Here is a 26530-nt window from a genome sequence, read left to right on the forward strand (position 1 = left end):
CCCGTCCGAGGCGCCGTGCAAAGCAAGCCGCCCTGGCCTGGGCTGATGTACGGCTCTGTGATCATGTGGGTCCGAGATGCGGCGGTAACCGGACGCTTCTTTGTCCTGTGAGTGGAGAAAGTTGGCGCCAATGTGTGCTCGACTTCTTCCCAGTCGTGGTGACCACTGCTACGTTCCCTGCGAAAGCAAGCCACCCTGAGGTGGCCGGAACCCAGCGCGACACAGGCCGGTTTGAGGCGGGGAGGGGCTCGTGAGACGGATGACGGCTCGTCCCGCGAACGCGCATCAGGCACGGCTGCTGAAGCTGTTGCGGGACGGCGGACCCCACTCCCGCGCGCAGCTCGGCGACCGGGTCGACCTCTCCCGGTCGAAGCTGGCCGTCGAGGTGGACCGGCTGCTGGAGACGGGTCTGGTCGTGGCCGACGGACTCGCCGCCTCGCGCGGCGGCCGGCGCTCGCACAACATCCGGCTCGCCCCCCAACTCCGCTTCCTCGGCGTCGACATCGGCGCGACCTCGATCGACGTCGCGGTCACCAACGCCGAGTTGGAGATCCTCGGTCACATCAATCAGCCCATGGACGTCCGGGACGGCCCCGTCGCCGTCTTCGAGCAGGTCCTCTCGATGGCCGCCAAGCTGAGGGCCTCGGGGCTCGCGGAAGGGTTCGACGGCGCCGGCATCGGCGTCCCCGGGCCGGTCCGCTTCCCCGAGGGCGTCCCGGTGGCCCCGCCGATCATGCCCGGCTGGGACGGGTTCCCGGTGCGCGAGGCGCTCAGCCAGGAACTCGGCTGCCCGGTGATGGTCGACAACGACGTGAACCTGATGGCGATGGGGGAGCAGCACGCGGGCGTGGCCCGTTCCGTGGGCGACTTCCTCTGCGTCAAGATCGGCACCGGCATCGGCTGCGGCATCGTCGCCGGCGGCGAGGTCCACCGCGGTACGACGGGCAGCGCCGGCGACATCGGCCACATCCTCGCCGTACCGGACGGCCGCCCCTGCGCCTGCGGCAACCGGGGCTGCCTGGAGGCCCACTTCAGCGGCGCCGCGCTCGCCCGCGACGCCAAGGAGGCCGCCCAGCAGGGCCTCTCGATGGAGCTGGCCTCCCGGCTGGAGACCAACGGCACCCTGACCGCCGTCGACGTCGCCGCCGCGGCCGCCGCCGGTGACGCCACCGCCCTCGACCTGATACGCGAGGGCGGCAACCGCACCGGCCAGGTCATCGCCGGACTCGTCAGCTTCTTCAACCCCGGCCTGGTGGTCATCGGCGGCGGGGTGACCGGCCTCGGCCACACCCTCCTCGCCGCCATCCGCACCCAGGTCTACCGCCAGTCCCTACCCCTCGCGACCGGCAACCTGCCCATCGTGCTCGGGGAGTTGGGGCCCACCGCCGGAGTCATCGGCGCGGCCCGCCTCATCAGCGACCACCTGTTCTCACCCGCGTAGCCACTCCGTTCGACAGCACCGGGGACCACCCGCACCAGGTCGTCCTCCACACGGCACCCCGCACCGAGCCGCAGCCCGTTTCGAGCCGCACACCGCACCGAGCCGCACAGCCCGCCGAGCCGCACACCGCACGACCGCACAGTGCCCTGCCCTGCTCGACCCGCGCCCTGCCCGAACGCGCCTGCCCCGCAGGCTGATTCGCCCTGCAACCGGCCCGCACGCCCGCCAAGGGGAACTCATGGCACCAGAATTACCGCTGCTCACCATGTCCGGCATCACCAAGTCGTTCCCCGGCGTCCGGGCCCTCGACGGCGTCGACCTCGATGTGCAGGCGGGGGAGGTCCACTGCCTGCTCGGTCAGAACGGCGCCGGCAAGTCCACCCTGATCAAGGTGCTCGCGGGCGCCCACCAGCCCGACGACGGCACCATCGGCTGGCGGGGGGAGCCCGTCACCCTCAAGTCGCCGATCGCCGCCATGCGGTTGGGCATCGCGACCATCTACCAGGAACTGGATCTGGTGGAGCACCTCTCCGTGGCCGAGAACGTGCATCTGGGGCACGAGCCGACGACCGCCGGATTCGTCGTCCGGGGCAAGGCGGCACGCGCCTCGACCGCCGCTCTGCTGAAACGCCTCGGGCACCCCGAGATCGATCCGGCGCGGCTCGTCGGTGAACTCTCCGCCGCCCAGCAGCAGATCGTCTCCATGGCGCGGGCGCTCTCCCACGACGTACGCCTCATCGTGATGGACGAGCCGTCCGCCGCCCTCGACCCCGACGAGGTCGACAACCTGTTCAGGATCGTGGGGGACCTGACCGCCGACGGGGTCGCCGTCGTCTACATCTCGCACCGGCTGGAGGAGATCCGCCGGATCGGCGACCGGGTGACCGTACTGAAGGACGGCCGCGCCGTGGCCGGCGGACTGCCCGCGAAGTCGACGCCGACCCGCGAGGTCGTGGCGCTGATGACGGGACGGAACGTCGAGTACGTCTTCCCGGACCGGCCGCCCGCCCCGCCGCCGGAGGCCACCACACCCGTACTGGAGGTGCGGGGGCTCGCCCGTGACGGGGAGTTCGAGGCCCTCGACCTCGACGTCCGGCCCGGCGAGATCGTCGGCCTCGCCGGACTCGTCGGCTCCGGGCGCTCCGAGATCCTGGAGACCATCTACGGCGCCCGCAAGCCCTCCGCCGGGGAGGTCCGCGTCGACGGACGGCCGCTGCGGACCGGCAGCGTACGGGCCGCCGTACGCGCCGGGCTCGGACTCGCCCCCGAGGAACGCAAGGCGCAGGCGCTGCTGATGCTGGAGTCGGTCACCCGCAACGTGTCGGTGTCGACGATGTCCCGCTTCGCCCGCGTCGGCTGGATCGACCGGAGCGCCGAGCACCGGGCCGCCCGCGCCGCGACCCGCGAGCTGTCCCTGCGCCCCGACAACCCCGCCGTCCCCGTCCGCACCCTCTCCGGCGGCAACCAGCAGAAGGCGGTCCTCGCCCGCTGGCTGCTGCGCGGCTGCCGGGTGCTGCTGCTGGACGAACCGACCCGGGGCGTCGACGTGGGCGCCCGCGCCGAGCTGTACGCGGTGGTGCGCCGCCTCGCCGACGAGGGCCTCGCCGTGCTGCTGGTCTCCAGCGAGGTGCCCGAAGTCCTCGGCCTCGCCGACCGCGTGCTCGTCCTGCGCGAGGGCCGGGTCGTGCACACCGCGTCCGCCCGCGACCTCGACGAACACCGCGTCCTCGACCTCGTGATGGAAGGAAGCCCCGTGGCAAGTGCAGCCAGTCCCGCCGGCGCGGGCAGCCCGGCGACCGGCGCGGCAGGACCGGCGACCGGTGCGGTCGGCCAGGTGTCCGGCGTCACCGGCCCGGCGACCGGCGAAGGGAGGCCGGCGTCATGACCCAGCACGCGTCCCCGCCCCGCGACGGCACCGACAAGGTGACACCGGTCGCCGAACCGCCCGCCTGGCGCACCGTCCTCTTCCGCGCCGACGTGCGCACCCTCTCCCTCCTCGGCGTCCTCGCCGCACTGATCGTCATCGGCGGCCTCACCAAGCCCGACGAGTTCCTCGACACCCGCAACCTCCAACTCGTCCTCACCCAGGCCTCCGTGATCGGTGTCGTCACCGTCGGCATGACCTTCGTCATCACCTCCGGCGGCATCGACCTGTCGGTGGGCGCGATCGTCGCCCTGGCCTCGGTGTGGGCCACCACCGTCGCCACCCAGGAGTACGGCTTCGCCGGCATCCTCTTCACCGCGGTGATCGTCGGCGTCGGATGCGGCATGGTGAACGGGCTGCTCATCGCGTACGGCGGGATGGTCCCCTTCATCGCCACCCTGGCCATGCTCGCCTCCGCCCGCGGTCTCGCCCTCCAGATCACCGACGGCAAGACCCAGATCGTCGAGGTGCAGGGCGTCCTCGACCTCGGGGAGCGCGACGCGTATGTCCTCGGTATCCCGCCCCTGGTCCTGGTCTTCGCGGTCGTGACGGTCATCGGCTGGCTCGTGCTGAACCGCACGACGTTCGGCCGGCGCACCGTCGCCGTCGGCGGCAACGCGGAGGCCGCCCGGCTCGCGGGCATCGACGTCCGCCGTCAGCGCCTCTACCTCTATCTGCTCTCCGGGCTGTGCTGCGGCATCGCCGCGTTCCTGCTGATCGTGCTGGCCGGCTCGGGCCAGAACACCAACGGCAACCTGTACGAACTCGACGCCATCGCCGCCGCGATCATCGGCGGCACCCTGCTCACCGGCGGCCGGGGCACCATCACCGGCTCCGTGCTCGGCGTCCTGATCTTCACCACGATCACCAACATCTTCGCGCTGAACAACCTCCAGAGCGACGTCCAGCAGATCGCCAAGGGCGCGATCATCGTCGCCGCGGTCCTGGTCCAGCGACGCACGGCCAGCACGACCTGACCCACCGAAGAGTCCCCACCGGAAAGGTCCACCGCCATGCCACAGTTCCCCAGCCGCAGAGGACTGCTCCTCGGGACCGCCGCCGTCTCGGCCGGCACCCTCCTCGTCGGTTGCACCAGCAATGACACCGGCGACAAGGCGGCCGCCGACAAGCAGCCCGCCGCCGACGACAAGCCCGGCAAGGAAGTGACCATCGGCTTCGCCGGCCCCCAGGCCGACCACGGCTGGCTCAACGCGATCAACGACAACGCCAAGAGCCGCGCCGAGCGGTACGAGGACGTCACCCTGGAGATCACCGAGGGCTCCAACGACACCGCCCAGCAGATCGGGCAGATCGAGACCCTCATCAACAAGAAGGTCGACGTCCTGGTGGTCCTGCCCGCCGACGGCAAGGCCCTCACCCAGGTCGGCCTCAAGGCCATGCGCGCCGGCATACCCGTCGTCAACCTCGACCGGATCTTCAACTCCCCGCAGGCGTACCGCTGCTGGATCGGCGGCGACAACTACGGCATGGGCCTCAACGCCGGGCACTACATCGGCGAGAAGCTCAAGGACAAGTCCGACGCCCGGGTCATCGAACTCGCCGGCCTCGACAACCTGGAGCTGACCAAGCAGCGCACCCAGGGCTTCGACGACGCCCTGAAGAACTACCCCAACATCAAGAAGGTCGCCCGCCAGGCCGCCGAGTTCACCGTGGAGTCCGGGCAGGCCAAGATGGCCCAGCTCCTCCAGGCCCAGTCGAAGTTCGACGCGCTGTGGAACCACGACGACGACCAGGGCGTCGGCGCGCTGCGCGCCATCGAGCAGGCCGGACGCGACGACTTCCTCATGGTCGGCGGCGCGGGCGCCCTCTCCGCCTTCCAGGCCATCGAGAAGGACGACGGTGTCCTCAAGGCGACCGTCCTCTACCCGCCGACCATGGCCGCCTCCGCGATCGACCTCGCCCGCGCCCTCGGCCAGAGCAAGGGCATAGGCGGCCTCGCCGAGTTCGAGATCCCGTCCTCGCTGACGCTCTACTCGGCCGTCGTCGACAAGGACAACGTCGACCAGTACATGTCCACCGGCTTCAAGTGACGGCTCCCGCCGGACGGGCCCGACCGGACCGACCACCGGGAGCCGGCAGCCACGGCTCCCGGAGATCCGGGCACGGCCCCACCCCCCACCGCGCCGCGACCACGAGGAGGACACACGCATGGGACAGCCGCAGCACCCCGACCAGGCCGAGGCGGAGGAGGCGGGGACCCCAGGGGCCGGCGCCGGGACCTGGCCCGCCGGGCTCGCCGGCGGGGCCGGCAGACCGCCGCTGCGGGTCGGCATGGTCGGGTACGCGTTCATGGGGGCCGCGCACTCACAGGGCTGGCGCACCGCGGGACGGGTCTTCGACCTGCCGCTCAGCCCGGTCCTCGCCGCAGTCTGCGGACGCGACCGGGAGGCCGTGCGGGCCATGGCCGACCGGCACGGCTGGGCCACGACGGAGACCGACTGGCGGGCCCTCGTCACCCGCGACGACATCGACCTCGTCGACATCTGCACCCCCGGCGACAGCCACGCCGAGATCGCCCTCGCCGCCCTGGCCGCGGGCAAGCACGTGCTCTGCGAGAAGCCGCTCGCCAACACGGTCGAGGAGGCGGAGGCCATGACGGCGGCGGCCGAGGAGGCCCACGCGCGCGGCCAGGTGGCGATGGTCGGCTTCAACTACCGCCGGGTGCCCGCCACCGCGCTGGCCCGGCGCATGGTCGCCGAGGGGCGGCTCGGCGCACTGCGCCACGTACGGGTGACCTACCTTCAGGACTGGCTCGTGGACCCGGAATTCCCGCTGACCTGGCGGCTGCGCAAGGAGACGGCCGGTTCCGGGGCGCTCGGCGACCTCGGGGCGCACATCGTCGACCTCGCGCAGTTCCTCGCCGGGGAGCCGGTCGTCGGGGTGTCGGCGCTGACCGAGACCTTCGTACGGGAACGCCCCCTGCCCGCCGGGGCGTCCAGCGGGCTGGCGTCGACCGGGGGCTCCGACGCGCGCGGGGCCGTCACGGTCGACGACGCCGCCCTGTTCACGGGCCGCTTCGCCTCCGGCGCGATCGCCTCCTTCGAGGCCACCCGGTTCGCCACCGGCCGCAAGAACGCCCTGTGCATCGAACTCAACGGTGAGCGTGGCTCGGTGGCCTTCGACCTGGAGCGGCTCAACGAACTCTCGTACCACGACCACACCGAGCCCGGCGCCCACGCCGGCTTCCGCCGCATCCTCGTCACCGAGTCCGACCACCCCTACCTGGACGCCTGGTGGCCGCCGGGCCACGGCCTCGGCTACGAGCACACCTTCGTCCACCAGGCCCGCGACCTGGTCCACGCCGTCGCGGCGGGCGAGCGGCCCGCACCGTCCTTCGCGGACGGACTCCAGGTGCAGCGTGTGCTCGCGGCGGTCGAGGAGAGCGCCGAGAAGAACTCCGTCTACACCCCCACCGCGGTCTGAGGAGGCCCCGCACCATGCCGCGCACCTTCACGCTCTTCACCGGCCAGTGGGCCGACCTGCCCCTCGAAGAGGTCTGCCGCCTCGCCCGCGACTTCGGCTACGAGGGACTCGAACTCGCCTGCTGGGGCGACCACTTCGAGGTCGACAAGGCGCTCGCGGACCCGTCGTACCTCGCCTCCCGGCACCAGCTCCTCGAGAAGTACGGCCTGAAGTGCTGGGCCGTCTCCAACCATCTCGTCGGCCAGGCCGTCTGCGACGCCATCATCGACGAACGCCACCGGGCCATCCTGCCCGCCCGGATCTGGGGCGACGGCGAGCCCGAGGGCGTACGGCAGCGGGCCGCCGCCGAGATGGCCGACACCGCGCGGGCCGCCGCCGCCTTCGGCGTCGACACCGTCATCGGCTTCACCGGCTCCGCCATCTGGCACCTGGTCGCCATGTTCCCGCCCGCCCCCGAGTCGATGATCGAGCGCGGCTACGAGGACTTCGCGACCCGCTGGAACCCGATCCTCGACGTCTTCGACGCCGAAGGCGTGCGGTTCGCCCACGAGGTCCACCCGAGCGAGATCGCCTACGACTACTGGACCACCCAGCGCGCCCTGGAGGCGGTGGACCACCGGCCCGCCTTCGGCCTCAACTTCGACCCCTCGCACTTCGTGTGGCAGGACCTCGACCCGGTCGGCTTCCTGTGGGACTTCCGCGACCGGATCTACCACGTCGACTGCAAGGAGGCCCGCAAGCGCCTCGACGGCCGCAACGGCCGCCTCGGCTCGCACCTGCCCTGGGGCGACCCGCGCCGCGGCTGGGACTTCGTGTCCGCCGGCCACGGCGACGTGCCGTGGGAGGACGTCTTCCGGATGCTCCGCTCGATCGGCTACCAGGGCCCGATCTCCGTCGAGTGGGAGGACGCCGGCATGGACCGGCTCCAGGGCGCCCCCGAGGCCCTCACCCGCCTCAAGGCGTTCGACTTCGAAGCGCCGTCGGCCTCGTTCGACGCGGCGTTCGGCGGCAACGACTAAGTCCCTTCCGGCCGGGAGTCCCCGCTCGGGACTCCCGGCCCGGCCCCCGGCCCAGCCCATCGGGCCGGCTGTCCGGCCGGGTCCACACGGCCCTGCCGTGTCTCCGGGGTGACGGCGCACCCCGGCGTACCGCACACACCCGCACCGTACGACCAAGCCCCTCCTTGGAGGCCTTTCGTGCACCCGTACGACGACAACGGACGCCCCACCAGCCCCTTCAGACGCCGCAGAGTCCGCGGGCCCCTGGCTCTGCTGAGCGGTCTGCTGCTCGCCGGCGCCTCGCTCTCCCTGACCTCGCCCGCCGCCGGAGCGGCCGAGGCCGCCCCGCGGGCCACCGCGGCAGAGGACTTCCAGCAGGTCACCCTCGCCAAGGGCGAACCCGAGGTCGGCGAGCCCATGTCGCTCGCCGTGCTCCCGGACCGCTCGGTGCTGCACACCTCCCGCGACGGCGAACTGCGGCTGACCGACGCGGCGGGCAACACCCGCCTCGCCGGCAAGCTCGACGTGTACTCCCACGACGAGGAGGGCCTCCAGGGCATCGGCGTCGACCCCGGCTTCGCCGACAACCGCTTCATCTACCTGTACTACGCGCCCCCGCTGAACACCCCGGCCGGGGACGCCCCTGAGACCGGCAGCGCCGCCGACTTCGCGCCCTTCGACGGCGTCAACCGCCTGTCCCGCTTCGTCCTGAAGACGGACGGCACGCTCGACAAGGCCAGCGAGAAGAAGATCCTCGACGTGCCCGCCTCGCGCGGCATCTGCTGTCACGTCGGCGGGGACATCGACTTCGACGCGGCGGGCAACCTGTACCTGTCGACCGGCGACGACAGCAACCCCTTCCAGTCGGACGGCTTCACCCCCATCGACGAGCGCGCGAACCGCAACCCGGCCTTCGACGCGCAGCGCACCTCCGCCAACACCAACGACCTGCGCGGCAAGATCCTGCGCATCAAGGTCAACGCCGACGGCTCGTACGCCATACCCGACGGCAACCTGTTCGCGCCCGGCACGGACAAGACGCGGCCCGAGATCTACGCGATGGGCCTGCGCAACCCGTTCCGCTTCAGCGTCGACAAGAAGACCGGCATCCTCTACGTCGGCGAGTACGGCCCCGACGCGGGCGCCGCCAACCCCTCGCGCGGCCCGGCCGGCCAGGTCGAGTTCGCCCGCGTCACCAAGCCCGGCAACTTCGGCTGGCCGTACTGCACCGGCAAGAACGACGCCTACGTCGACTACGACTTCGCCACCGGGGCCTCCGGCGCGGCCTTCGACTGCGCGGCGCCGAAGAACACTTCCCCGAACAACACGGGCCTGACCGAACTGCCGCCCGCCGAGCCCGCCTGGATCCCCTACAACGGCAACTCCCTGCCGGAGTTCGGCGACGGCTCCGAGTCCCCGATGGGCGGCCCGGTCTACCACTACGACGCCTCCCTCGACTCCCCGGTGAAGTTCCCCGAGGCCTACGACGGGGACTTCTTCGCCGGTGAGTTCGGCCGCCGCTGGATCAAGCGCATCACCAGCGACGCCGACGGCACCGTACGCTCCATCGCCGACGTGCCGTGGACGGGCACCCAGGTGATGGACATGGCGTTCGGCCCGGACGGCGCGCTGTACGTCCTCGACTACGGCATCTCCTGGTTCGGCGGCGACGAGCACTCCGCCCTGTACCGCATCGAGAACGCCACCGACGGCCACTCGCCGGTCGCCCAGGCCGCCGCCGACCGCACCTCCGGCCAGGCGAGACTCAAGGTCCGCTTCTCCTCCGCGGGCACCAGCGACCAGGACGGCGACGCCCTCACCTACCGCTGGGACTTCGGCGACGGCTCCACGTCCACGGCGGCGAACCCGACGCACACCTACAAGAAGAACGGCACCTACACGGCGACCGTCACCGCGAAGGACCCCTCCGGCCGCACCGGCAGCGCCAGCGTGCGGATCGTCGTCGGCAACACCGCGCCCAAGGTGACCCTGGAACTCCCGCAGGACGGGCAGCTGTTCGCCTTCGGTGAGTCCGTACCGTTCAAGGTCAAGGTCAGCGACCCGGAGGACGGCCGGACCATCGACTGCGCCAAGGTCAAGGTCACCTTCGTCCTCGGCCACGACAGCCACGGCCACCCGGTGACCTCCGCCAACGGCTGCACCGGCACCATCCAGACCAGCGCCGACGGCGGCCACGACGAGAACGCCAACATCTTCGGGGTGTTCGACGCCGAGTACACCGACGGCGGGGGCGGCGGCCAGGACCCGCTGACCACCCACGACCGGCACGTCGTCCAGCCCAAGCACCGCCAGGCCGAGCACTACGGCGACTCCTCCGGCATCACCGTCCAGTCGAAGGCCACCGCCCACGGCGGCAAGACCGTCGGGGACGTCTCCCACGGCGACTGGATCTCCTTCAAGCCGTACGTCCTGTCCAACGCCACGAAGATCACCGCGCGGATCTCCTCCGGAGGCGCGGGAGGCAAGCTGGAGGTCCGGGCGGGCTCGCCCACCGGCCGGCTGCTCGGCAGCACCACCGTGCCGGTCACCGGCGGCTGGGAGAACTTCCAGGACGTCACCGCGAACCTGACCAGGGCCCCGCGCGGCACCACCACGCTCTACCTGGTGTTCAAGGGCAGCGGCTCCGGCGGACTGTTCGACGTGGACGACTTCACGTTCACGACGAGGTGAGGAGCGACCATGCGAACGAACGGACGTATGGCGACGGCCGCGATCGGCGCCGCCCTGCTGATCGGCTGCGTCTCGGGACCCGCCGTGTCCGATGAGGCGGCCGACGCCGGTACGGCACACGGCTCCGCACAGGCCCGGGTGCTGGTGTTCTCCAAGACCGCCGGCTTCCGGCACGACTCCATCCCCGAGGGCATCACCGCCGTACGGGAACTGGGCGCCGCCCACGGCTTCCGCGTCGACGCCACGGAGGACGCCGGCGCCTTCACCACCCGCAACCTCGGCCGGTACGCCGCCGTCGTCTTCCTCTCCACCACCGGCGACGTCCTGAACCCGGCCCAGCAGACCGCCTTCGAGCGGTACATCGGACGCGGCGGCGCCTACGTCGGCATCCACGCCGCCGCCGACACCGAGTACGACTGGGCGTTCTACGGCGGGCTCGCGGGCGCGTACTTCCAGTCGCACCCCGCGATCCAGCCCGCGACGGTCGACGTCGAGGACCACGCCCACCCGGCCACCGCCTCACTGGGCGCGACCTGGAACCGCACGGACGAGTGGTACAACTACCGCTCCAACCCCCGTGAACGGGCCCATGTGCTCGCCTCGCTCGACGAGTCGTCGTACAGCGGCGGCACCATGAACGACGACCATCCCATCGCCTGGTGCCAGAACTACCGGGGCGGCCGCGCCTTCTACACCGGGGGCGGCCACACCAAGGAGTCGTACGCCGAGCCCGCCTTCCGGCAGCACCTGCTGGGCGGCATCCGATGGGCGATCGGCGAGGTCCAGGCCGACTGCCGGCCGGAGAACGGCTACCGCCCGCTGTTCGACGGCACCTCCCTGGACGGCTGGCGGCAGGCCGGGCCGGGCTCCTTCGAGCGCGGCGCCGACGGCACGCTCACCTCCAGTGGCGGCATGGGCATGCTCTGGTACGCCGACCGCAGCTTCGGGTCGTACTCCCTGAAGCTCGACTGGAGGACGGACGGCGCCTCCGGCGACGACAACTCGGGGGTGTTCGTGGGCTTCCAGCCCTCGGACGACCCGTGGTCGGCCGTGAACAACGGCTACGAGATCCAGATCGACGCCACCGACGTACCCGAGCGGACCACCGGGTCCGTCTACGGCTTCCGCTCCGCCGACCTCAGGAAGCGCGACCGCGCCCTGAATCCGCCGGGGGAGTGGAACACGTACGAGATCCGCGTGGAGGGCGAACGCCTCCGCGTCTGGCTCAACGGCGTGCGGATCAACGATTTCACCAACACCGATCCGGCCCGCAGCCTCAGGGACGGTCACGTCGGCATCCAGAACCACGGTGCCGACGACCGGGTGTCCTTCCGTGACGTCCGGATCAAGGAACTGCCCGCGCGGACCGCCGGCACGGCGGCCCCGCCCTCGGGCGACTGAACGGCGGCGGGCGGGGGACGCCGGACCTCCGCCCGCCGCCTCACCCTCCCGGCGTACCCACATTCCGGCGTACCCGCATTCCAGTGCCTGCCAGGTCCGCCCGGCGCGTCCGGGTCCCCGCACCACGTGCTCGACAAGGAGGCTGCCCATGTCCGCGTCCCCGCCCGTGTCCGTGCCGGGTTCCGCGCCGCGTGTCGGCGTCTGGCTGATCGGGGCCCGCGGCTCCGTCGCCACCACCGTCGTCGCGGGCTGCGCGGCCCTCACGGCGGGCCTGCACGCCCCCACGGGCATGGTCACCGAGACCCCCCTCTTCGCGGGCTCGGGCCTCCCACCCCTCGCCTCCCTCGTCTTCGGCGGCCACGACACCACGGACTGCCCCCTGCCCAAACGCGCCGAGGCCCTGGCGGCGGGCGGCGTCCTGCCGCACGGTCTGCCCGAGGCCGTCACCGCCGAACTCGCCGCCGCCGACGGCGAGATCAGGCCCGGCGGCCCCCTCCCCGGCGACACCCGGACCCCCGACGAGCTGATCTCCGCCTTCACCGCCGACCTCCAGGACTTCGTACGACGCCGGGGCCTCGCCCGTGCCGTCGTCGTGAACGTGGCCTCCACGGAGCCCGCGCCCGCCGGCACCGCCCCGCCGCCCAGTTCCCTGTACGCGGCGGCCGCCCTGCGCGCCGGCTGCCCCTACGCCAACTTCACCCCGTCGACGGGCCTGGACCACCCCGCCCTCGCCTCCCTGGCGGAGTCGGCGGGCGTGCCCTGGGCGGGCCGTGACGGCAAGACCGGCCAGACCCTGCTCCGGTCGGTCCTCGGCCCGATGTTCGCCCAGCGGGCGCTGACCGTCCGGGCCTGGTCCGGCACGAACCTCCTCGGCGGCGGCGACGGTGCCGCGCTCGCCGACCCGGCGGCCGCCGCCGCCAAGAACGCCGGCAAGGAACGCGTCGTGACCGACACCCTCGGCAGGGCCCCCGAGGGCGAGACCCACATCGACGACGTCCCCGCGCTCGGCGACTGGAAGACCGCCTGGGACCACATCGCCTTCGACGGCTTCCTCGGTACCCGCATGGTCCTCCAGACCACCTGGCAGGGCTGCGACTCCGCGCTCGCCGCGCCCCTGGTCCTCGACCTCGCCCGCCTCCTCGTCCGCGCCCACGAAGCGGGCCTGGCGGGCCCCCTCCCCGAGCTGGCCTTCTACTTCAAGGACCCGGTGGGCGAGGCCCCGTCGGCGCTGGGGGAGCAGTACGCGGTGCTGGCGGGGTTCGCGGAGCGGCTGCGGACCGGAGGACGGGACCTGTCGTCGGCCGCCGCGGTGGCCGAGGACCCTCTTCCCGCCGGGCCGGACGACGGGCCGCCGGCGGCCGGGCGCGGGCCGGGGCGGACGCCCCTGGCAGAGCCGCGCCGGCCGGGCGGACCGGGGCCGCGCCCGCTGCGTGAACCGGGGCCGCGAGGTGAGGCCCGATGACTGTCCGGGCCACACCCCTCGCCTTCGGCTACGGCACCAACGGTCTCGCCGACCTCCGGCTCGACGACGCCCTCGCCCTCCTCGCCGACCTCGGCTACGACGGTGTCGGGCTGACCCTCGACCACATGCACCTCGACCCGCTGGCCCCCGGCCTCGCGGCCCGCACCCGGCGGCTCGCACGACGGCTCGACGCCCTCGGCCTGGCCGTCACCGTGGAGACCGGCGCCCGCTACGTCCTCGACGCCCGCCGCAAACACGGGCCGACCCTGCTGGACCCCGACCCGGAGGACCGCGACCGCCGCGCCGGCCTGCTCCTGACCGCCGTACGGGTCGCCGCCGGCCTGGGCGCCCACGCCGTGCACTGCTTCAGCGGCGTCACCCCGCCCGGCACCGACGAGGACACCGCCTGGAAGCGCCTCCCCGACGCGCTCGTCCCCGTCCTCGACGCCGCCACCGCCGCCGGCGTCCCGCTCGCCGTCGAACCCGAACCCGGCCACCTCCTCGCCACGCTCGCCGACTTCCACCGACTGCGCGATGCCCTCGACAGCCCCGCCGCCCTCGGCCTCACCCTCGACATCGGCCACTGCCAGTGCATCGAACCCCTCCCGCCCGCCCACTGCGTCCGCGCCGCCGCGCCCTGGCTGCGCCACGTCCAGATCGAGGACATGCGGCGCGGTGTCCACGACCACCTGCCGCTCGGCGAGGGCGAGATCGACTTCCCGGCCGTCCTCGACGCGCTGGCCGCCGTCGACTACCGGGCCCTGACCGTCGTCGAACTGCCCCGCCACTCCCATGCCGGCCCGCACCAGGCCGAGCGGTCCCTCGCCTTCCTCCGCCGGGCGACCGGCCGCCCGGCGGGGCCGCCGCAAGGTCCCGCCGCCGCACCTCCCGGGAGCACCTCGTGATCCGCCACCGCCCCCCGACACAGGCCGACCCGGCGACCCACCCCGGCCACCCGGCCCACACCGCCCCCGCCGCACTGCGCGGCCCGCTGACCGCGCGGCTCGACGACCCCGCCCGCGCCTGGCTCGACCGGGCCCTCGCCGAGGCCGCCGACCATCCCGGCACCCACGGCCCCCTCTCCGTGTGGGAGCTGCGCCTCGCCGAGGCGGGCCGACGCTGCGGCACCGAGCACGCCGACGCCGTCCGCGTCCTGATCCTGCACGCGGCCCGAGCCGACACCGCCGCGCTCGACCGGGTCTACCGGCAGGGCACCGCCGACGAGCGCCGGGCCGTGCTGCACGCCCTGCCCCACCTCGTGCCCGGCCGCGACGCGCTGCACCTCGTCGAGGACGCCCTGCGCACCAACGACACCCGCCTCGTCGCCGCCGCCCTCGGCCCCTACGGGGCCCGCCACCTCGGCCCGCACGACTGGCGGCACGCCGTCCTGAAGTGCCTGTTCACCGGCGTACCCGTCGACGAGATCACCGACCTGGCACGCCGCGCCCACGGCGACACCGAACTCGCCCGCATGCTCGGCGCGTACGCCGACGAACGCACCGCCGCGGGCCGTCCCGTGCCCGGGGACCTGCACCGCGTCCTGGCCCTGACCGCGCCCCCACCGGCCGACGGGACCGGCACCGACGGCAAGGAGACCTGATGCGCATCTTCGACCCCCACATCCACATGACGTCCCGCACCACCGACGACTACGAGGCGATGTACGAGGCGGGCGTCCGCGCGGTCGTGGAACCGGCCTTCTGGCTGGGGCAGCCCCGCACGTCCCCGGCCACCTTCCTCGACTACTTCGACTCCCTGCTCGGCTGGGAGCCCTTCCGGGCCGCCCAGTACGGCATCGCCCACCACTGCGCGATCGCCCTCAACCCCAAGGAGGCCAACGACCCGCACTGCACCCCCGTCCTGGACCACCTGCCCCGTTACCTCCTCAAGGACCGCGTCGTGGCCGTCGGCGAGATCGGCTACGACTCCATGACGCCGGCCGAGGACCTCGCCCTGGAACACCAGCTCCAACTCGCCGCCGACCACGGCCTGCCCGCCCTGGTGCACACCCCGCACCGCGACAAGCTCGCCGGACTGCGCCGCACCGTCGAGGTGGTACGGGCCTCCGAGCTGCCGCCCGAGCGGGTGCTGCTGGACCACCTCAACGAGACCACCGTCAAGGAGGCCAAGGACAGCGGCTCCTGGCTGGGCTTCTCCGTCTACCCCGACACCAAGATGGACGAGGAGCGCATGGTCGCCGTCATCAAGGCGTTCGGCACGGAGAAGGTACTGGTCAACTCCGCCGCCGACTGGGGCAGGAGCGACCCCCTGAAGACCCGACGGGTCGCCGACGCCCTGCTCGCTGCCGGGTTCGGCGAGGACGACGTGGACCTCGTGCTGTGGCGCAACCCGGTCGCCTTCTACGGGCTCAGTGGCCGTCTCGACCTCGACACCGCCCCGACCGGCGCCACCCACGAGGGCAACAGCATCCTGCGCGGCGGGGAGTGACCCATGCGCTTCCGCCACCCCGACGGATCCACCGTCCATCTCGCCTACTGCACCAACGTGCACCCGGCCGAGACCCTCGACGGTGTCCTCGCCCAGCTGCGCGACCACTGCGAGCCCGTCCGGCGGCGCCTCGGCCGCGACCGCCTCGGCGTCGGCCTGTGGCTCGCCAAGGACGCTGCCGACGCCCTGATCACCGACCCGTCGGCCCTGCGCGGGCTGCGCGCCGCACTGGACCGGCGCGGCCTGGAGGTCGTCACCCTCAACGGCTTCCCGTACCAGGGCTTCGGCGCCGAGGAGGTCAAGTACCGGGTGTACCGGCCGGACTGGGCCGATCCCGAGCGCCTCGACCACACCACCTCCCTGGCCCGGGTGCTCGCCGCGCTCCTCCCCGACGACGTCACCGAGGGCACCGTCTCGACGCTCCCGCTGGCCTGGCGCACCGCCTACGACGACAGGCGTGCCGACGCCGCCCACGCGGCCCTGCGCACCCTCGGTGAACGCCTCGACGCCGTCGCCGAGCTGACCGGCCGCTCGATCCGCGTCGGCCTGGAACCCGAACCCGGCTGCACCGTCGAGACCACCGCCGACGCCATCGGCCCGCTCACCGCGATCGGCCACGACCGCGTCGGCGTCTGCGTCGACACCTGCCACCTCGCCACCTCCTTCGAGGACCCGCACACCGCCCTGGACGCGCTCGTCCGGGCCCGCGTCCCCGTCGTGAAGGCCCAGCTCTCGGCCGCCCTGCACGCCGAGCACCCCCACCTCCCCGAGGTCCGCGAGGCGCTCGCCGCCTTCGACGAACCCCGCTTCCTGCACCAGACCCGCACGGCCACCGCCGCCGGTCTGCGCGGCACCGACGACCTGGGCGACGCCCTCGCGGGTGACGCCCTCCCCGACGCGTCCCCGTGGCGGGCCCACTTCCACGTCCCGCTGCACACGGCGCCCGCCGCCCCCCTCACCTCCACCCTCCCGGTCCTCAAGGCCGCCCTCAGCCGCATGGTCGGCGGTCCCCACCCCCTCACCCACCACCTGGAGGTCGAGACCTACACCTGGCAGGCCCTGCCGGCGGAGCTGCGCCCCACCACCCGCGCCCGCCTCACCGACGGCATCGCCGCCGAACTCGGCCTGGCCCGCGACCTGTTGACGGACCTCGGACTGAAGGAGCTGCCGTGACCACCCCCACCCCGCTTCTCGTCCTCGACGTCGTCGGCCTCACCCCCCGCCTCCTCGACCACATGCCCCACCTGAAGTCCCTCGCCCGATCCGGGTCCCGCGCCCACCTCGGCACGGTCCTGCCCGCCGTGACCTGCGCCGCCCAGTCGACCTTCCTCACCGGCTCGCTCCCCGCCGAGCACGGCATCGTCGGCAACGGCTGGTACTTCCGGGAACTCGGCGACGTCCTGCTGTGGCGCCAGCACAACGCCCTCGTCGCCGGGGACAAGCTGTGGGACGCCGCCCGCCGCGCCCACCCCGGCTACACGGTCGCCAACATCTGCTGGTGGTACGCCATGGGCGCCGACACCGACATCACCGTCACCCCCCGCCCGATCTACTACTCCGACGGCCGCAAGGAACCCGACTGCTACACCCGGCCCCCGGCCCTGCGCGACGAACTCACCGAGAAATTCGGGACCTTCCCCCTGTTCCACTTCTGGGGCCCCGGCGCCGACCTGGTCTCCAGCCGCTGGATCATCGACGCGACCCGCCACATCAACCGCACCCGCCAACCCGACCTGACCCTCTGCTACCTCCCGCACCTCGACTACGACCTCCAGCGCCACGGCCCCGACGACCCCCGCTCCCTGAAGGCGGCCGCCGACCTGGACCGGGCCCTGGCACCCCTGCTCGACGACGCCCGCGCCGAGGGCCGCACCGTGGTCGCGCTCTCCGAGTACGGCATCACCCGAGTGGACCGGCCCGTCGACATCAACCGCGCCCTGCGCCGCGCCGGCCTGCTGGAGGTCCACACCCAGGACGGCATGGAGTACCTCGACCCGATGGCCTCACGGGCCTTCGCGGTCGCCGACCACCAGATCGCCCATGTCTACGTACGCCGGCCCGAGGACCTGGAGGCGACCAGGGAGGCCCTCGCCGGGCTCCCCGGCATCGACCAGCTCCTCGACGACGAGGGCAAGAAGGCCCACCACCTCGACCATCCGCGCTCCGGCGAACTCGTCGCCGTGGCCGAGCCGGACGCCTGGTTCACGTACTACTACTGGCTCGACGACGACCGCGCGCCCGACTTCGCGCGCACCGTCGAGATCCACCGCAAACCCGGCTACGACCCGGTCGAGCTGTTCCTGGACCCGCGCGACCCGTATGTGAAGCTCAAGGCGGCCACCGCACTGGCCCGCAAGAAGCTGGGGCTGCGCTACCGCATGGCGGTCGTGCCTCTGGACCCCTCACCGCTGCGCGGCAGCCACGGCCGCCTGCCCCTGAGCGACGACGACGGTCCGCTCCTCATCTGCTCCACCCCCCGCGCTGTCGGCGACCGCCTCGCGGCCACCGATGTGAAGGCGCTGCTGCTCCGACTGGCCGGTCTGTCGTGACCGTCCGGCATCAGCACCGATCACAGTGAAGCACCCGCCACTGACAACGCCCTCCCACACCAAGGAGTCCCCGGCATGAGCCGCACCCATCAGCCCGACCCCGAACTCAGCCACCGCCTCAGCAGACGAGGCATGCTCGGCGTGGCCGCGGGCGCCACCGTCGCCGCCCTCCTGGGCGCAGCGGCCCCCGCCCAGGCAGCCGGTGCCACCGAGGCGGCCACCGGGGGCAAGGGCCTGGGCCGCCCCGTCCTGCCGCCCGGCCGCCTCGGCATCCAGCTCTACAGCCTCCGCGACAAGGTCTCCACCCTCGGCTTCGCCCCGGTCTTCGCCGAGCTGGAGAAGTACGGCTACGACGAGGTCGAGTTCGCGGGCTACACCCAGGGCTCCGCGGGCCCGATCACCCTGGCGCAGCTGAAGCGGCTGGCCCGCAACCACGGCCTCACCCCGATCGGCAGCCACGTCGGCTACTACTCCGACGACCCGAACGCGTACACCTTCGCCCAGAACCTCGACAAGGTCCTCGACGACGCCCAGGCCCTCGGCCTGAAGCACATCGGCACCGCGTCGGGCCCGTTCCGCTACGGCACCACCGTCGACGCGATGAAGCGGGCCGCCGAGGAGTTCAACACCTACGGGGCGGCCGCCAGGGCGCGCGGCATGAAGTTCTACCAGCACAACCACTCCGAGGAGTTCGCCTTCGCCTCCGACAAGCCGCACGTCCGCCTCTACGACGTGCTGCTCCGCGAGACCGACCCCAGTCTCGTCTACCTGGAGATGGACATCTTCTGGGCGTACGTCGCGCAGTTCCGCTTCTCGAAGCGGCCCGACGGAACCCCCGCCCCGTTCGAGCCCCTCGACTACGTGCTCAGGCGCCCGAACCGCTATCCCCTCTTCCATGTGAAGGACGGCGAGAGCGACCCGTCGAACCCCTTCGGCTACCGCATGGTGGACGTCGGCGACGGCGACATCGACTACCAGAAGTTCATCTCGGCCGTCACCCGCCTGAAGGGCCACCGCCTCGCCCACCACTGGCAGGCCGAGCACGACAACCCCACCGAGTCGTTCACCTTCGCCCGCCGCTCCAGCGAGCACCTGCACGCCCTGCGGGAGAAGTGCTGACCCGAGCGGCCCCGACAAGGCCAGCAGGCGGTCGCCCCGTGGTGCGGGACCACGGGGCGGCCGCCTGCCGCCGTACACGGCACCACTACGGGTACTTCCCCGAGTGTCACCTCAGGTCCTGGCCATCCGACCGTGACCACCCGATCACCCCTGGTGAGAGCCGTGCGGGCCCGCTCGGTGCGGCCCGCGCGACCCCGCCCCGGGGCCCGGATACGCAGGTGAAAGCCACTCCGAAACCTTGGTATTGTTGTCCATGTCGCCGCGGGGAACACCCCCGGTCAGGCGGCAGACACCTAGTCCGGGTGGCGGAATGGCAGACGCGCTAGCTTGAGGTGCTAGTGCCCTTTATCGGGCGTGGGGGTTCAAGTCCCCCCTCGGACACGAGGTAACCACATGCCTGCGCCACGGGTATCAACCGTCGCGCAGGCATACCTTGTTTCCGCAGGTGAGAGGCGCAGTATCTGGACCGCCACCGCCTCACCAGGCCGATCACGAGGCATAAGGCCCCAGAAACGACGAAATACCGGCGAGTCACATGACTCGACCGGTAATTCGTGAGCGCTTCGCGACGATCTCGTGTTTTCACCGGGGCGGAGCGCGGAGGAGGTGCGTCACTCGCCAGGCGGATCGAGGACCTCGTGCCTCAGGGGCCGGTCATGCCGCGCTGACCGAAGCGAACCCCGGCACGACCCCAGTGGCCGGTCACGCCGCGACCGGCGGCCGAACCCGAATCAGTTCCTCCAGGAACTGGCTCGGCTCCCCGTGCCAGAAGACGTCGAGGCTGTCGCGGGCACGCGCGGCCGCCACGAAGAGCAGGGAGCGGTCACGATGCATCTCGGCCCTGTACCGCGCCGGGTCGGTGGTCCGCCGCTGCCGGACGCTCGCGCGCGGCACCGGGAGCGGCGTGTCGTGCAGGAACTCCGTGTCCCAGCCGTCCTCGCCGAGCTCGTCCAAAAGCGAGCGCCGTTCGCGGACCGCCCGCGCCTCGTCGACGATCCGCTTGCGGTTGCCGGGCTCCGCCTCACGAACGGTACGCAGAGCGAGCTGATCGACGTGGCTGATCTCGACACGCGACAGCAGCGCCTCACTGCCCAGGGCGAGCAGCCCTGAACGCAGGTGCGCAGCGAGGTTCTTGTCGTACGTGGTCAGCAGGACCGGCTTGCTCCGGCTGGCCGCGATCCGCTCCCTCACAGAAAGGTCAGCGCCACATGTCCATCGACCGGATGGCCTGGGAAGCCGCAGTACGCCACCTCTTCGAGGACGCGTTCCCGTACGACGCCACGGGTCCGCGACGCCACGAGGACTGGATCCTGGACGTTCTCGCGCTGATGGCCCGGGCCGTACCGGATCCCCGGGGCTGGACCGGTCTCGACGACATGGCGCAGGCCCCGGAGCGCGAGACGTACCCCACGTATCCGTTCGCCGTCCACCCTCCGGAGTACATCGCGTCGCGTCTCCATGAGATCGACCGGGCCAGCGCCGAGAACCTGCTGCTGGCCCTCACGGACGACTGCTGCACCCTGTCCAACCTGAAGCGCTTCACGGAGACCGAGGAGGAATTGCGGGCGATGGCACGCACGATCCTCGCCCGGTACGGAGACGAGGCCACCTATCACACCAACGTCGAGAAGCCCGGACATGTCCGTGGCACGCTCGACTTCACGTCGTCGAGTTGGGCTTACAGCCCGCTGGCCCTTACCGACGACTACTCGGAGGACTGCGGTCTCATCGTCGTCTCCGACACCGAGGTGAGCATGTTCTGGAACTTCTCCGACTACTGATCCGTACAAGCGCAGCTCCTGGCCAGATGCTTTGAGAGGGTGCCTCCGTGCTGACCCTTCCGCCTCCTACCCCGACCGGGAGACCGCCCACTGGGCCACCCAGCAGGTGGTGACCGCCAACGAGCAGGTCATCCATCGCCTCGTGCACGTCGATCGCCCGGTAGAGGACGGAGACGTCGTACGCCAGGCGGAGTTGGAGCTGGGAGAGCGCGCCGGCCGCGCAGACTGATCACCGGCGACGACGCCCGAGTGGAGGTGGCCGGGTGAAGGTCTTCGTCACCGGAGGCGCGGGCTTCGTCGGTTCGCACTATGTGCGGACCATGCTGGCGGGCGACTACGAGGGATTCGAGGACGCCGAGATCACCGTCCACGACGCCCTGACCTACGCCGGCACCGGCGGCAGCCTGCCCGGGTCGGGACAACCCCGACTGGTGGAAGCCGCTCACGACCTCGCGGGCGGCCGCTGGTCGGCACCGAACCTCGTCGCGTCGCGTCTGACGGCGACCACCGGCCGGTCCCGGTGGGGGCGTGCGGCTGCGGGCGCGCGGGGGGCGAGACAGCGACGCCAAGGACCCTGCCCGGCCGTGCGCCCCCGGTGATCCACAGGAAGTGGGGCGAGTGGGGCAGCGGCTCAAGGCAAGGGTCTCGATCATGCGGTCGGGCCCCGCCCGTATCCGGCCGAGCTCTTCCTTTTCTGTTCAACTTCTAGTCGAATGGCGGCACTTGAGTCACACGCGTCTCATGCGTTGCGGATGTCCCTGACCAGGACGACCCCTGTCCGCAGCCTGCCGTGAGGAGACATACATGCCCCGTTCGCCCCTGAGCCGTCGCGCGTTCGTGCTCCTCGGCGCCGCGGTCGCCGCGGCCGCCGGCACCAGGACGTCGATCGCCGTCGCGGCGCCCGCCCGCACCCCGGTGCCCGTCCGCATCGTCGACGACAGGGCGACCCCCGCCACCCGCGCGCTCTACGCCTATCTGAAGCGGCAGCAGGGCAGGGGCATCCTCTTCGGGCACCAGCACGACCTCACCTACGGCTTCACCTTCACCACGCCCGACGGCAGGGCGTCCGACACCCGGGCGGCGGTCGGCGACTATCCCGCGATCTTCGGCTGGGACACCCTCGTCCTCGACGGCGACGAACGCCCCGGCGTCGAGGGCGGCACCCACGCCGAGAACATCGCCGCGCTCAGCCGCTGCATCCGGCAGGGCGACGCGCGCGGCGGGATCAACACCCTCAGCGCCCATCTGCCGAACTTCGTCACCGGCGGGAACTTCTACGACACCACGGGCCGCGTGGTCCGGCAGATCCTGCCCGGCGGCGCGAAGCACGCGGCCTTCAACGCCTTCCTCGACCGCGTCGCGAAGGCGGTCAAGGGCGCGCGGCGGCCGGACGGCACCGCGATCCCCGTGATCTTCCGCCCCTTCCACGAGAACAACGGCGGCTGGTTCTGGTGGGGCGCCGGCCACACCACCTCGGGCGAGTTCATCGAACTGTTCCGCTACACCGTCGAGTACCTGCGCGACACCAAGGGCGTCCACAACCTGCTCTACGCCTACTCGCCCAACGCCAGTCTCGGCGGCGACCCGGCCGGCTATCTGAGGACCTACCCGGGCGACGCCTTCGTCGACATCCTCGGCTACGACTCCTACGACGAAGCCGCCGGGCCGACCCCCTGGCTGGACGGCCTGGTGCGGGACCTCGCGATGGTGGTCCGGCTGGCCACCGAGCGCGACAAGGTGCCCGCCTTCACCGAGTTCGGGGAGAGCGGCACCGAGGTCCGCGATCCGCAGTGGTTCACCCACCTGCTGGGGGCCCTCAAGGCGGACCCGCTGGCCCGCCAGATGACGTACATGGCCACCTGGGCCAACTTCGGCGGCACCAGGCGCGCCTACGTGCCGTACCCCGGCCACCCGCTGCTGCCGGACTTCACCGCCTTCCACAAGGACCCCCACACCCTCTTCGCCGCCGACCTCCGTGGCGTGTTCACGGCGCGCACCACCGCCGTCAGGAACGGCCCGGTCATGCATCTGGTGACCCCCACGGACCGGCAGCGGGTGACGGCCGCCCGGACCACCGTCCGGGTGCGGGTCACGCCCGCGCGGGCGAGTCGCGTCACCTACTCCGTGAACGGCGGACGGGCCCGAGCGCTGCGCCTCGACGTCGACGGCTACCACTCGGCCGTCTGGTCGATCGGCCCGGCCCTGCGGAAGAAGGGGTCGGCGACCCTCACCGTGCGCGCCCGGGTGGACGGCGAGACGCTCACCGACTCCGCCGTCGTCCTCCTCGGCGAGGCCCCACCGCTGCCCGCCGGCTGGATCGACGACTTCGAGGGGTACGCCGGCGACGACATCGCCCTGAGCGAGGCGTACACCCACCTCAACTCCCACACCCTGACCCTGTCGCCCGACCACAAGTCCTCCGGCTCCTACGGACTGGCCTACTCCTACGACTTCTCCGGCGCCGAGTTCACCGGCATAGGCAGAGCGCTCGTCGCCGACTGGTCCGCGTTCACGTCGCTGGCGATGTGGCTGCGCGGCGACGGCTCGGAGAACGCCGGGGCGGTGGAGATCGTCGCCGACGGCATCCCGTTCCAGTACCGGTTCCCGCTGGCCGACACCACCGGCCAGGAGATCACCATGCCCTTCGGCGAGTTCCAGCCCGCGCCCTGGGACACCGCACACCCCGGAGCGGTGCTCGACGCGGCCCGACTGGCCAAGGTGACGGCGTTCACCCTGTACCTCGGCCGGGCGGACGCCACGGTGACCAAGGGCATCGTGTACGTGGACGCCATCAGGGCCGTCGCCCAGCCGCCGAAAATACGGTGACCCGGCCCCGTCGCCGTCCCTAGACTCGGCACACATCGCGCGCCGCACGAGATCGCGGCGCGCGCTCCATTGACGTGTGCCGAGAGAGGGGGGACCGGCCGTGTGCGACCGCACCGCTGTCGTCGTCCCCTCGTCCCTGTACGAGGTGATCCTCGTGTCCTCGTCCGTCCGGTGCCCGCTGCGCGGCCGGTACCGGATGCCCGTGACGCCGGCCTGACGTCGAACCCACGCGCCGAGACGCGGTGACAGCCCTGTCCCGCGCCCTTCCTCGGCGTGCGCTCGTCGTTCCCCCCCCGCACGGGAATCGCGCTGCCCTGAATACAGCTCAGCTGAAAGGCCACGGGCCATGCGCACCTTCGACGCCACCACCCTGACCGCCGTCCGCAACCTGGGCATCCTCGCCCACGTCGACGCCGGGAAGACCACCGTCACCGAGCGGATCCTCTATGCCACCGGGACCACGCACAAGCGCGGCGAGGTCCACGACGGCACCACCGTCACCGACTTCGACCCGCAGGAACGCGACCGCGGCATCACGATCTTCTCGGCCGCCGTGAGCTGCGCCTGGGACGGCCACCGCGTCAACCTCATCGACACCCCCGGCCACGTCGACTTCGCCGACGAGGTGGAGCGCTCGCTGCGGGTGCTCGACGGCGCGATCGCCGTGTTCGACGCGGTCGCCGGCGTGGAGCCGCAGAGCGAGTCGGTGTGGCGGCAGGCCGACCGGCACGGCGTACCGAGGATCGCCTTCGTCAACAAGCTCGACCGTGCCGGAGCCGACCTCGACACCGCGGTCGACTCCATCCGGCGGCGGCTGCACCCCGCGCCGCTGGTCGTGCAGCTGCCCATCGGCACCGAGGACGGCTTCATCGGCGTCGTGGACCTGCTCCGCATGCGGGCGCTGACCTGGGCCGACGGCAGTGACGAGGTCCAGGAGGGGCCCGTGCCCGACGCCGTGCGCGACGAGGCAGAGCGCCGACGACGACGGCTGGAGGAGGCCGTGGCGGAACTGCACCCCGTCGCCCTCGACGAGTTCTGCGCCGAGGGCACGCTGTCCGCGCCGACGCTCGCCGCGGCGCTGCGCGACCTGACCGCGACCGGTGACGGCGTGGTCGTCCTGTGCGGCTCCGCCTACCGCAACCGCGGCATCGAACCACTGCTCGACGCGGCCGTGGCGTACCTGCCCTCACCGCTGGACGTGCCGCCGGTACGCGGCACCCACGACGGTACGGAGCAGGAACGCGCCGCCGACCCCGAGGCGCCTCTCGCCGCGCTGGCGTTCAAGGTCAGCGCGACGGCCACCGGGCGGCTGACCTATCTGCGGCTGTACTCGGGAACGATCAGGAAGGGGGACACCGTGCTCGACGCGGCCACCCGGCGCACCGAGCGGATCGGCCGGATCCTGCGGGTACGGGCCGACCGGCACGCCGAACTGGACCGGGCGTCGGCAGGCGACATCGTCGCGGTGATCGGTCTCAAGGCGGCCCGGCCGGGCACGACCCTGTGCGCACCGGCCGCTCCGCTGCTCCTCGAACCGCCGTCCGTCGCCGACCCGGTCGTGTCGGTGGCCGTGGAGGCCCGCAGGAGCACCGACACCGACCGGCTGGCGTCGGCGCTGGCCCGGCTGGCGGAGGAGGACCCCTCGTTGGTGGTGCGGACCGACCCCGAGACCGGGCAGACCGTGCTGTCCGGGATGGGGGAACTGCATCTGGAGGTGGCGGTGGAGAAGATCCGGCAGACGTCCGGCGTGGAGGTCACGGTCGGCCGGCCGCGGGTGGCCTACCGCGAGACGGTCGTCCGGGGAGTGTCCGGGCTGGTCTTCCGGCACGTCAAACAGGACGGCGGCGCCGGGCAGTTCGCCCATGTCGTCCTCGACGTGGCACCGCTGGGGGCGAGGGACGGCGACGCCGACGGCGACCCGACCGGCTTCGCCTTCCGTTCGACGGTCGTCGGCGGGCGGGTGCCGCAGGAGTTCGTGCGCGCGGTCGAGGCCGGGTGCCGGGACGCCCTCGCGGAGGGCCCCCTCGGCGGTCACCCGGTCACCGGGCTGAGCGTCACCCTCACCGACGGGGCGACCCACTCCAAGGACTCCTCGGAGATGGCGTTCCGCACGGCCGGGCGGCTCGCGCTGCGCGAGGCGCTGCGGGGCAGTGCGATGGCGCTTCTGGAACCGGTCGCCGAGGTCACGGTGACCGTGCCCGCGGACGCGGTCGGCGGGGTCCTCGGGGATCTCGCGGCGCGGCGCGGGCGGGTGTCGGACTCCGTGGCGCGGGCGGGGTCGGTGGTGGTCACCGCCACCGTGCCGCTGGCCGAGCTGTTCGGGTACGCGACGCGGTTGCGCAGCCGTACGCAGGGGAGGGGGACGTTCACGACACGCCCCGCGGGTCACGCGGTGGCGCCCGCCGCCGTGGTGGTGAGTGAACGGTAGGGGTTCGCACCTGCTGCC

General features: G+C 72.3%; 19 protein-coding genes, 1 tRNA gene and 1 pseudogene. 20 read left to right on the top strand and 1 reads right to left on the bottom strand.

Going from position 1 to position 26530, the window contains the following annotated elements; all coding sequences use genetic code 11:
- Positions 1-259: 259 nt before the first annotated feature.
- From ACZ4Z3_RS13400 to ACZ4Z3_RS13475, 16 genes are all read left to right on the top strand, one after another.
- Positions 260-1441, top strand: coding sequence for an ROK family transcriptional regulator (locus ACZ4Z3_RS13400; RefSeq protein WP_468501083.1), 1182 nt, complete (start codon positions 260-262; stop codon positions 1439-1441).
- 238 nt (positions 1442-1679) lie between these two features.
- Positions 1680-3326 carry a sugar ABC transporter ATP-binding protein gene (locus tag ACZ4Z3_RS13405; RefSeq protein WP_468501084.1) on the top strand — a complete coding sequence of 549 codons (1647 nt, stop codon included), beginning with the start codon at positions 1680-1682 and terminating at the stop codon, positions 3324-3326.
- Entirely contained in the window at positions 3323-4342 is a 1020-nt protein-coding gene (locus ACZ4Z3_RS13410; protein ID WP_107461619.1) for an ABC transporter permease, read from the top strand. The genes ACZ4Z3_RS13405 and ACZ4Z3_RS13410 overlap by 4 nt, the downstream gene beginning before the upstream one ends.
- Positions 4343-4378: 36 nt before the next feature.
- A complete protein-coding gene (locus ACZ4Z3_RS13415) occupies positions 4379-5416 on the top strand; it encodes a substrate-binding domain-containing protein (RefSeq protein ID WP_468501085.1) in 1038 nt (345 codons plus the stop codon).
- A gap of 118 nt (positions 5417-5534) precedes the next feature.
- Positions 5535-6809, top strand: a complete 1275-nt coding sequence (locus ACZ4Z3_RS13420; RefSeq protein ID WP_468501086.1) for a Gfo/Idh/MocA family protein — start codon at positions 5535-5537, stop codon at positions 6807-6809.
- 14 nt (positions 6810-6823) lie between these two features.
- A complete protein-coding gene (locus tag ACZ4Z3_RS13425; RefSeq protein WP_468501087.1) occupies positions 6824-7828 on the top strand; it encodes a sugar phosphate isomerase/epimerase family protein in 1005 nt (334 codons plus the stop codon).
- Between the two features lie 177 nt (positions 7829-8005).
- Complete coding sequence (locus tag ACZ4Z3_RS13430) at positions 8006-10498, top strand: PQQ-dependent sugar dehydrogenase (RefSeq protein ID WP_468501088.1); 2493 nt, start codon at positions 8006-8008, stop codon at positions 10496-10498.
- 9 nt (positions 10499-10507) lie between these two features.
- Complete coding sequence (locus ACZ4Z3_RS13435) at positions 10508-11899, top strand: ThuA domain-containing protein (RefSeq protein WP_468501089.1); 1392 nt, start codon at positions 10508-10510, stop codon at positions 11897-11899.
- 148 nt (positions 11900-12047) lie between these two features.
- A complete protein-coding gene (locus tag ACZ4Z3_RS13440; RefSeq protein ID WP_468501090.1) occupies positions 12048-13361 on the top strand; it encodes an inositol-3-phosphate synthase in 1314 nt (437 codons plus the stop codon).
- Positions 13358-14266: a sugar phosphate isomerase/epimerase family protein gene (locus ACZ4Z3_RS13445; protein WP_468501091.1), complete on the top strand. Its 909-nt coding sequence runs from the start codon at positions 13358-13360 to the stop codon at positions 14264-14266. Before ACZ4Z3_RS13440 ends, ACZ4Z3_RS13445 begins: the two co-directional genes overlap by 4 nt.
- Positions 14266-14961 (top strand): EboA domain-containing protein, encoded by a 696-nt coding sequence (locus ACZ4Z3_RS13450; protein WP_468501432.1) that lies wholly within the window; start codon positions 14266-14268, stop codon positions 14959-14961. The genes ACZ4Z3_RS13445 and ACZ4Z3_RS13450 overlap by 1 nt, the downstream gene beginning before the upstream one ends.
- Entirely contained in the window at positions 14961-15809 is an 849-nt protein-coding gene (locus tag ACZ4Z3_RS13455; protein ID WP_468501092.1) for a TatD family hydrolase, read from the top strand. Before ACZ4Z3_RS13450 ends, ACZ4Z3_RS13455 begins: the two co-directional genes overlap by 1 nt.
- A 3-nt stretch (positions 15810-15812) precedes the next feature.
- The gene (gene eboE / locus ACZ4Z3_RS13460) at positions 15813-16982 is read left to right on the top strand and encodes a metabolite traffic protein EboE (protein ID WP_468501093.1); all 1170 of its coding nucleotides are present in this window, start codon (positions 15813-15815) and stop codon (positions 16980-16982) included.
- On the top strand, positions 16979-18358 hold the full coding sequence (locus ACZ4Z3_RS13465) for a nucleotide pyrophosphatase/phosphodiesterase family protein (RefSeq protein WP_468501094.1): 1380 nt from the start codon (positions 16979-16981) through the stop codon (positions 18356-18358). The genes eboE and ACZ4Z3_RS13465 overlap by 4 nt, the downstream gene beginning before the upstream one ends.
- Before the next feature lie 75 nt (positions 18359-18433).
- Positions 18434-19477: a sugar phosphate isomerase/epimerase family protein gene (locus ACZ4Z3_RS13470; protein WP_468501095.1), complete on the top strand. Its 1044-nt coding sequence runs from the start codon at positions 18434-18436 to the stop codon at positions 19475-19477.
- Between the two features lie 296 nt (positions 19478-19773).
- A tRNA-Leu gene (locus ACZ4Z3_RS13475) sits at positions 19774-19858 on the top strand.
- Positions 19859-20383: 525 nt separating this feature from the next.
- Here ACZ4Z3_RS13475 and ACZ4Z3_RS13480 read toward each other — a convergent pair.
- Positions 20384-20644: pseudogene (locus ACZ4Z3_RS13480) on the bottom strand (UvrD-helicase domain-containing protein); the annotation flags it as partial.
- A gap of 41 nt (positions 20645-20685) precedes the next feature.
- On the opposite strand from ACZ4Z3_RS13480, the gene ACZ4Z3_RS13485 reads away from it, so the two are divergent.
- The 4 genes from ACZ4Z3_RS13485 (at position 20686) to fusA (ending at position 26512) form a co-directional block, all read left to right on the top strand.
- Positions 20686-21258, top strand: coding sequence for a hypothetical protein (locus tag ACZ4Z3_RS13485; RefSeq protein WP_468501096.1), 573 nt, complete (start codon positions 20686-20688; stop codon positions 21256-21258).
- A 263-nt stretch (positions 21259-21521) separates the two neighbouring features.
- The gene (locus tag ACZ4Z3_RS13490; RefSeq protein ID WP_468501097.1) at positions 21522-21857 is read left to right on the top strand and encodes a hypothetical protein; all 336 of its coding nucleotides are present in this window, start codon (positions 21522-21524) and stop codon (positions 21855-21857) included.
- A gap of 205 nt (positions 21858-22062) precedes the next feature.
- On the top strand, positions 22063-24084 hold the full coding sequence (locus tag ACZ4Z3_RS13495; RefSeq protein ID WP_468501098.1) for a glycosyl hydrolase: 2022 nt from the start codon (positions 22063-22065) through the stop codon (positions 24082-24084).
- Positions 24085-24430: 346 nt separating this feature from the next.
- Positions 24431-26512 (top strand): elongation factor G, encoded by a 2082-nt coding sequence (gene fusA / locus ACZ4Z3_RS13500; RefSeq protein ID WP_468501099.1) that lies wholly within the window; start codon positions 24431-24433, stop codon positions 26510-26512.
- The last annotated feature ends 18 nt before the right edge of the window (positions 26513-26530 follow it).

The organism is Streptomyces sp. NPDC030296 (assembly GCF_055572815.1).

Coding starts and splice junctions, on each gene's coding strand:
- ACZ4Z3_RS13485 (WP_468501096.1), top strand. CDS start 20,686: ATGTCCATCGACCGGATGGCCTGGGAAGCCGCAGTACGCCACCTCTTC.
- ACZ4Z3_RS13400 (WP_468501083.1), top strand. CDS start 260: ATGACGGCTCGTCCCGCGAACGCGCATCAGGCACGGCTGCTGAAGCTG.
- ACZ4Z3_RS13415 (WP_468501085.1), top strand. CDS start 4,379: ATGCCACAGTTCCCCAGCCGCAGAGGACTGCTCCTCGGGACCGCCGCC.
- ACZ4Z3_RS13420 (WP_468501086.1), top strand. CDS start 5,535: ATGGGACAGCCGCAGCACCCCGACCAGGCCGAGGCGGAGGAGGCGGGG.
- ACZ4Z3_RS13405 (WP_468501084.1), top strand. CDS start 1,680: ATGGCACCAGAATTACCGCTGCTCACCATGTCCGGCATCACCAAGTCG.
- ACZ4Z3_RS13455 (WP_468501092.1), top strand. CDS start 14,961: ATGCGCATCTTCGACCCCCACATCCACATGACGTCCCGCACCACCGAC.
- ACZ4Z3_RS13440 (WP_468501090.1), top strand. CDS start 12,048: ATGTCCGCGTCCCCGCCCGTGTCCGTGCCGGGTTCCGCGCCGCGTGTC.
- ACZ4Z3_RS13470 (WP_468501095.1), top strand. CDS start 18,434: ATGAGCCGCACCCATCAGCCCGACCCCGAACTCAGCCACCGCCTCAGC.
- ACZ4Z3_RS13425 (WP_468501087.1), top strand. CDS start 6,824: ATGCCGCGCACCTTCACGCTCTTCACCGGCCAGTGGGCCGACCTGCCC.
- eboE (WP_468501093.1), top strand. CDS start 15,813: ATGCGCTTCCGCCACCCCGACGGATCCACCGTCCATCTCGCCTACTGC.
- ACZ4Z3_RS13410 (WP_107461619.1), top strand. CDS start 3,323: ATGACCCAGCACGCGTCCCCGCCCCGCGACGGCACCGACAAGGTGACA.
- ACZ4Z3_RS13445 (WP_468501091.1), top strand. CDS start 13,358: ATGACTGTCCGGGCCACACCCCTCGCCTTCGGCTACGGCACCAACGGT.
- ACZ4Z3_RS13435 (WP_468501089.1), top strand. CDS start 10,508: ATGCGAACGAACGGACGTATGGCGACGGCCGCGATCGGCGCCGCCCTG.
- fusA (WP_468501099.1), top strand. CDS start 24,431: ATGCGCACCTTCGACGCCACCACCCTGACCGCCGTCCGCAACCTGGGC.
- ACZ4Z3_RS13495 (WP_468501098.1), top strand. CDS start 22,063: ATGCCCCGTTCGCCCCTGAGCCGTCGCGCGTTCGTGCTCCTCGGCGCC.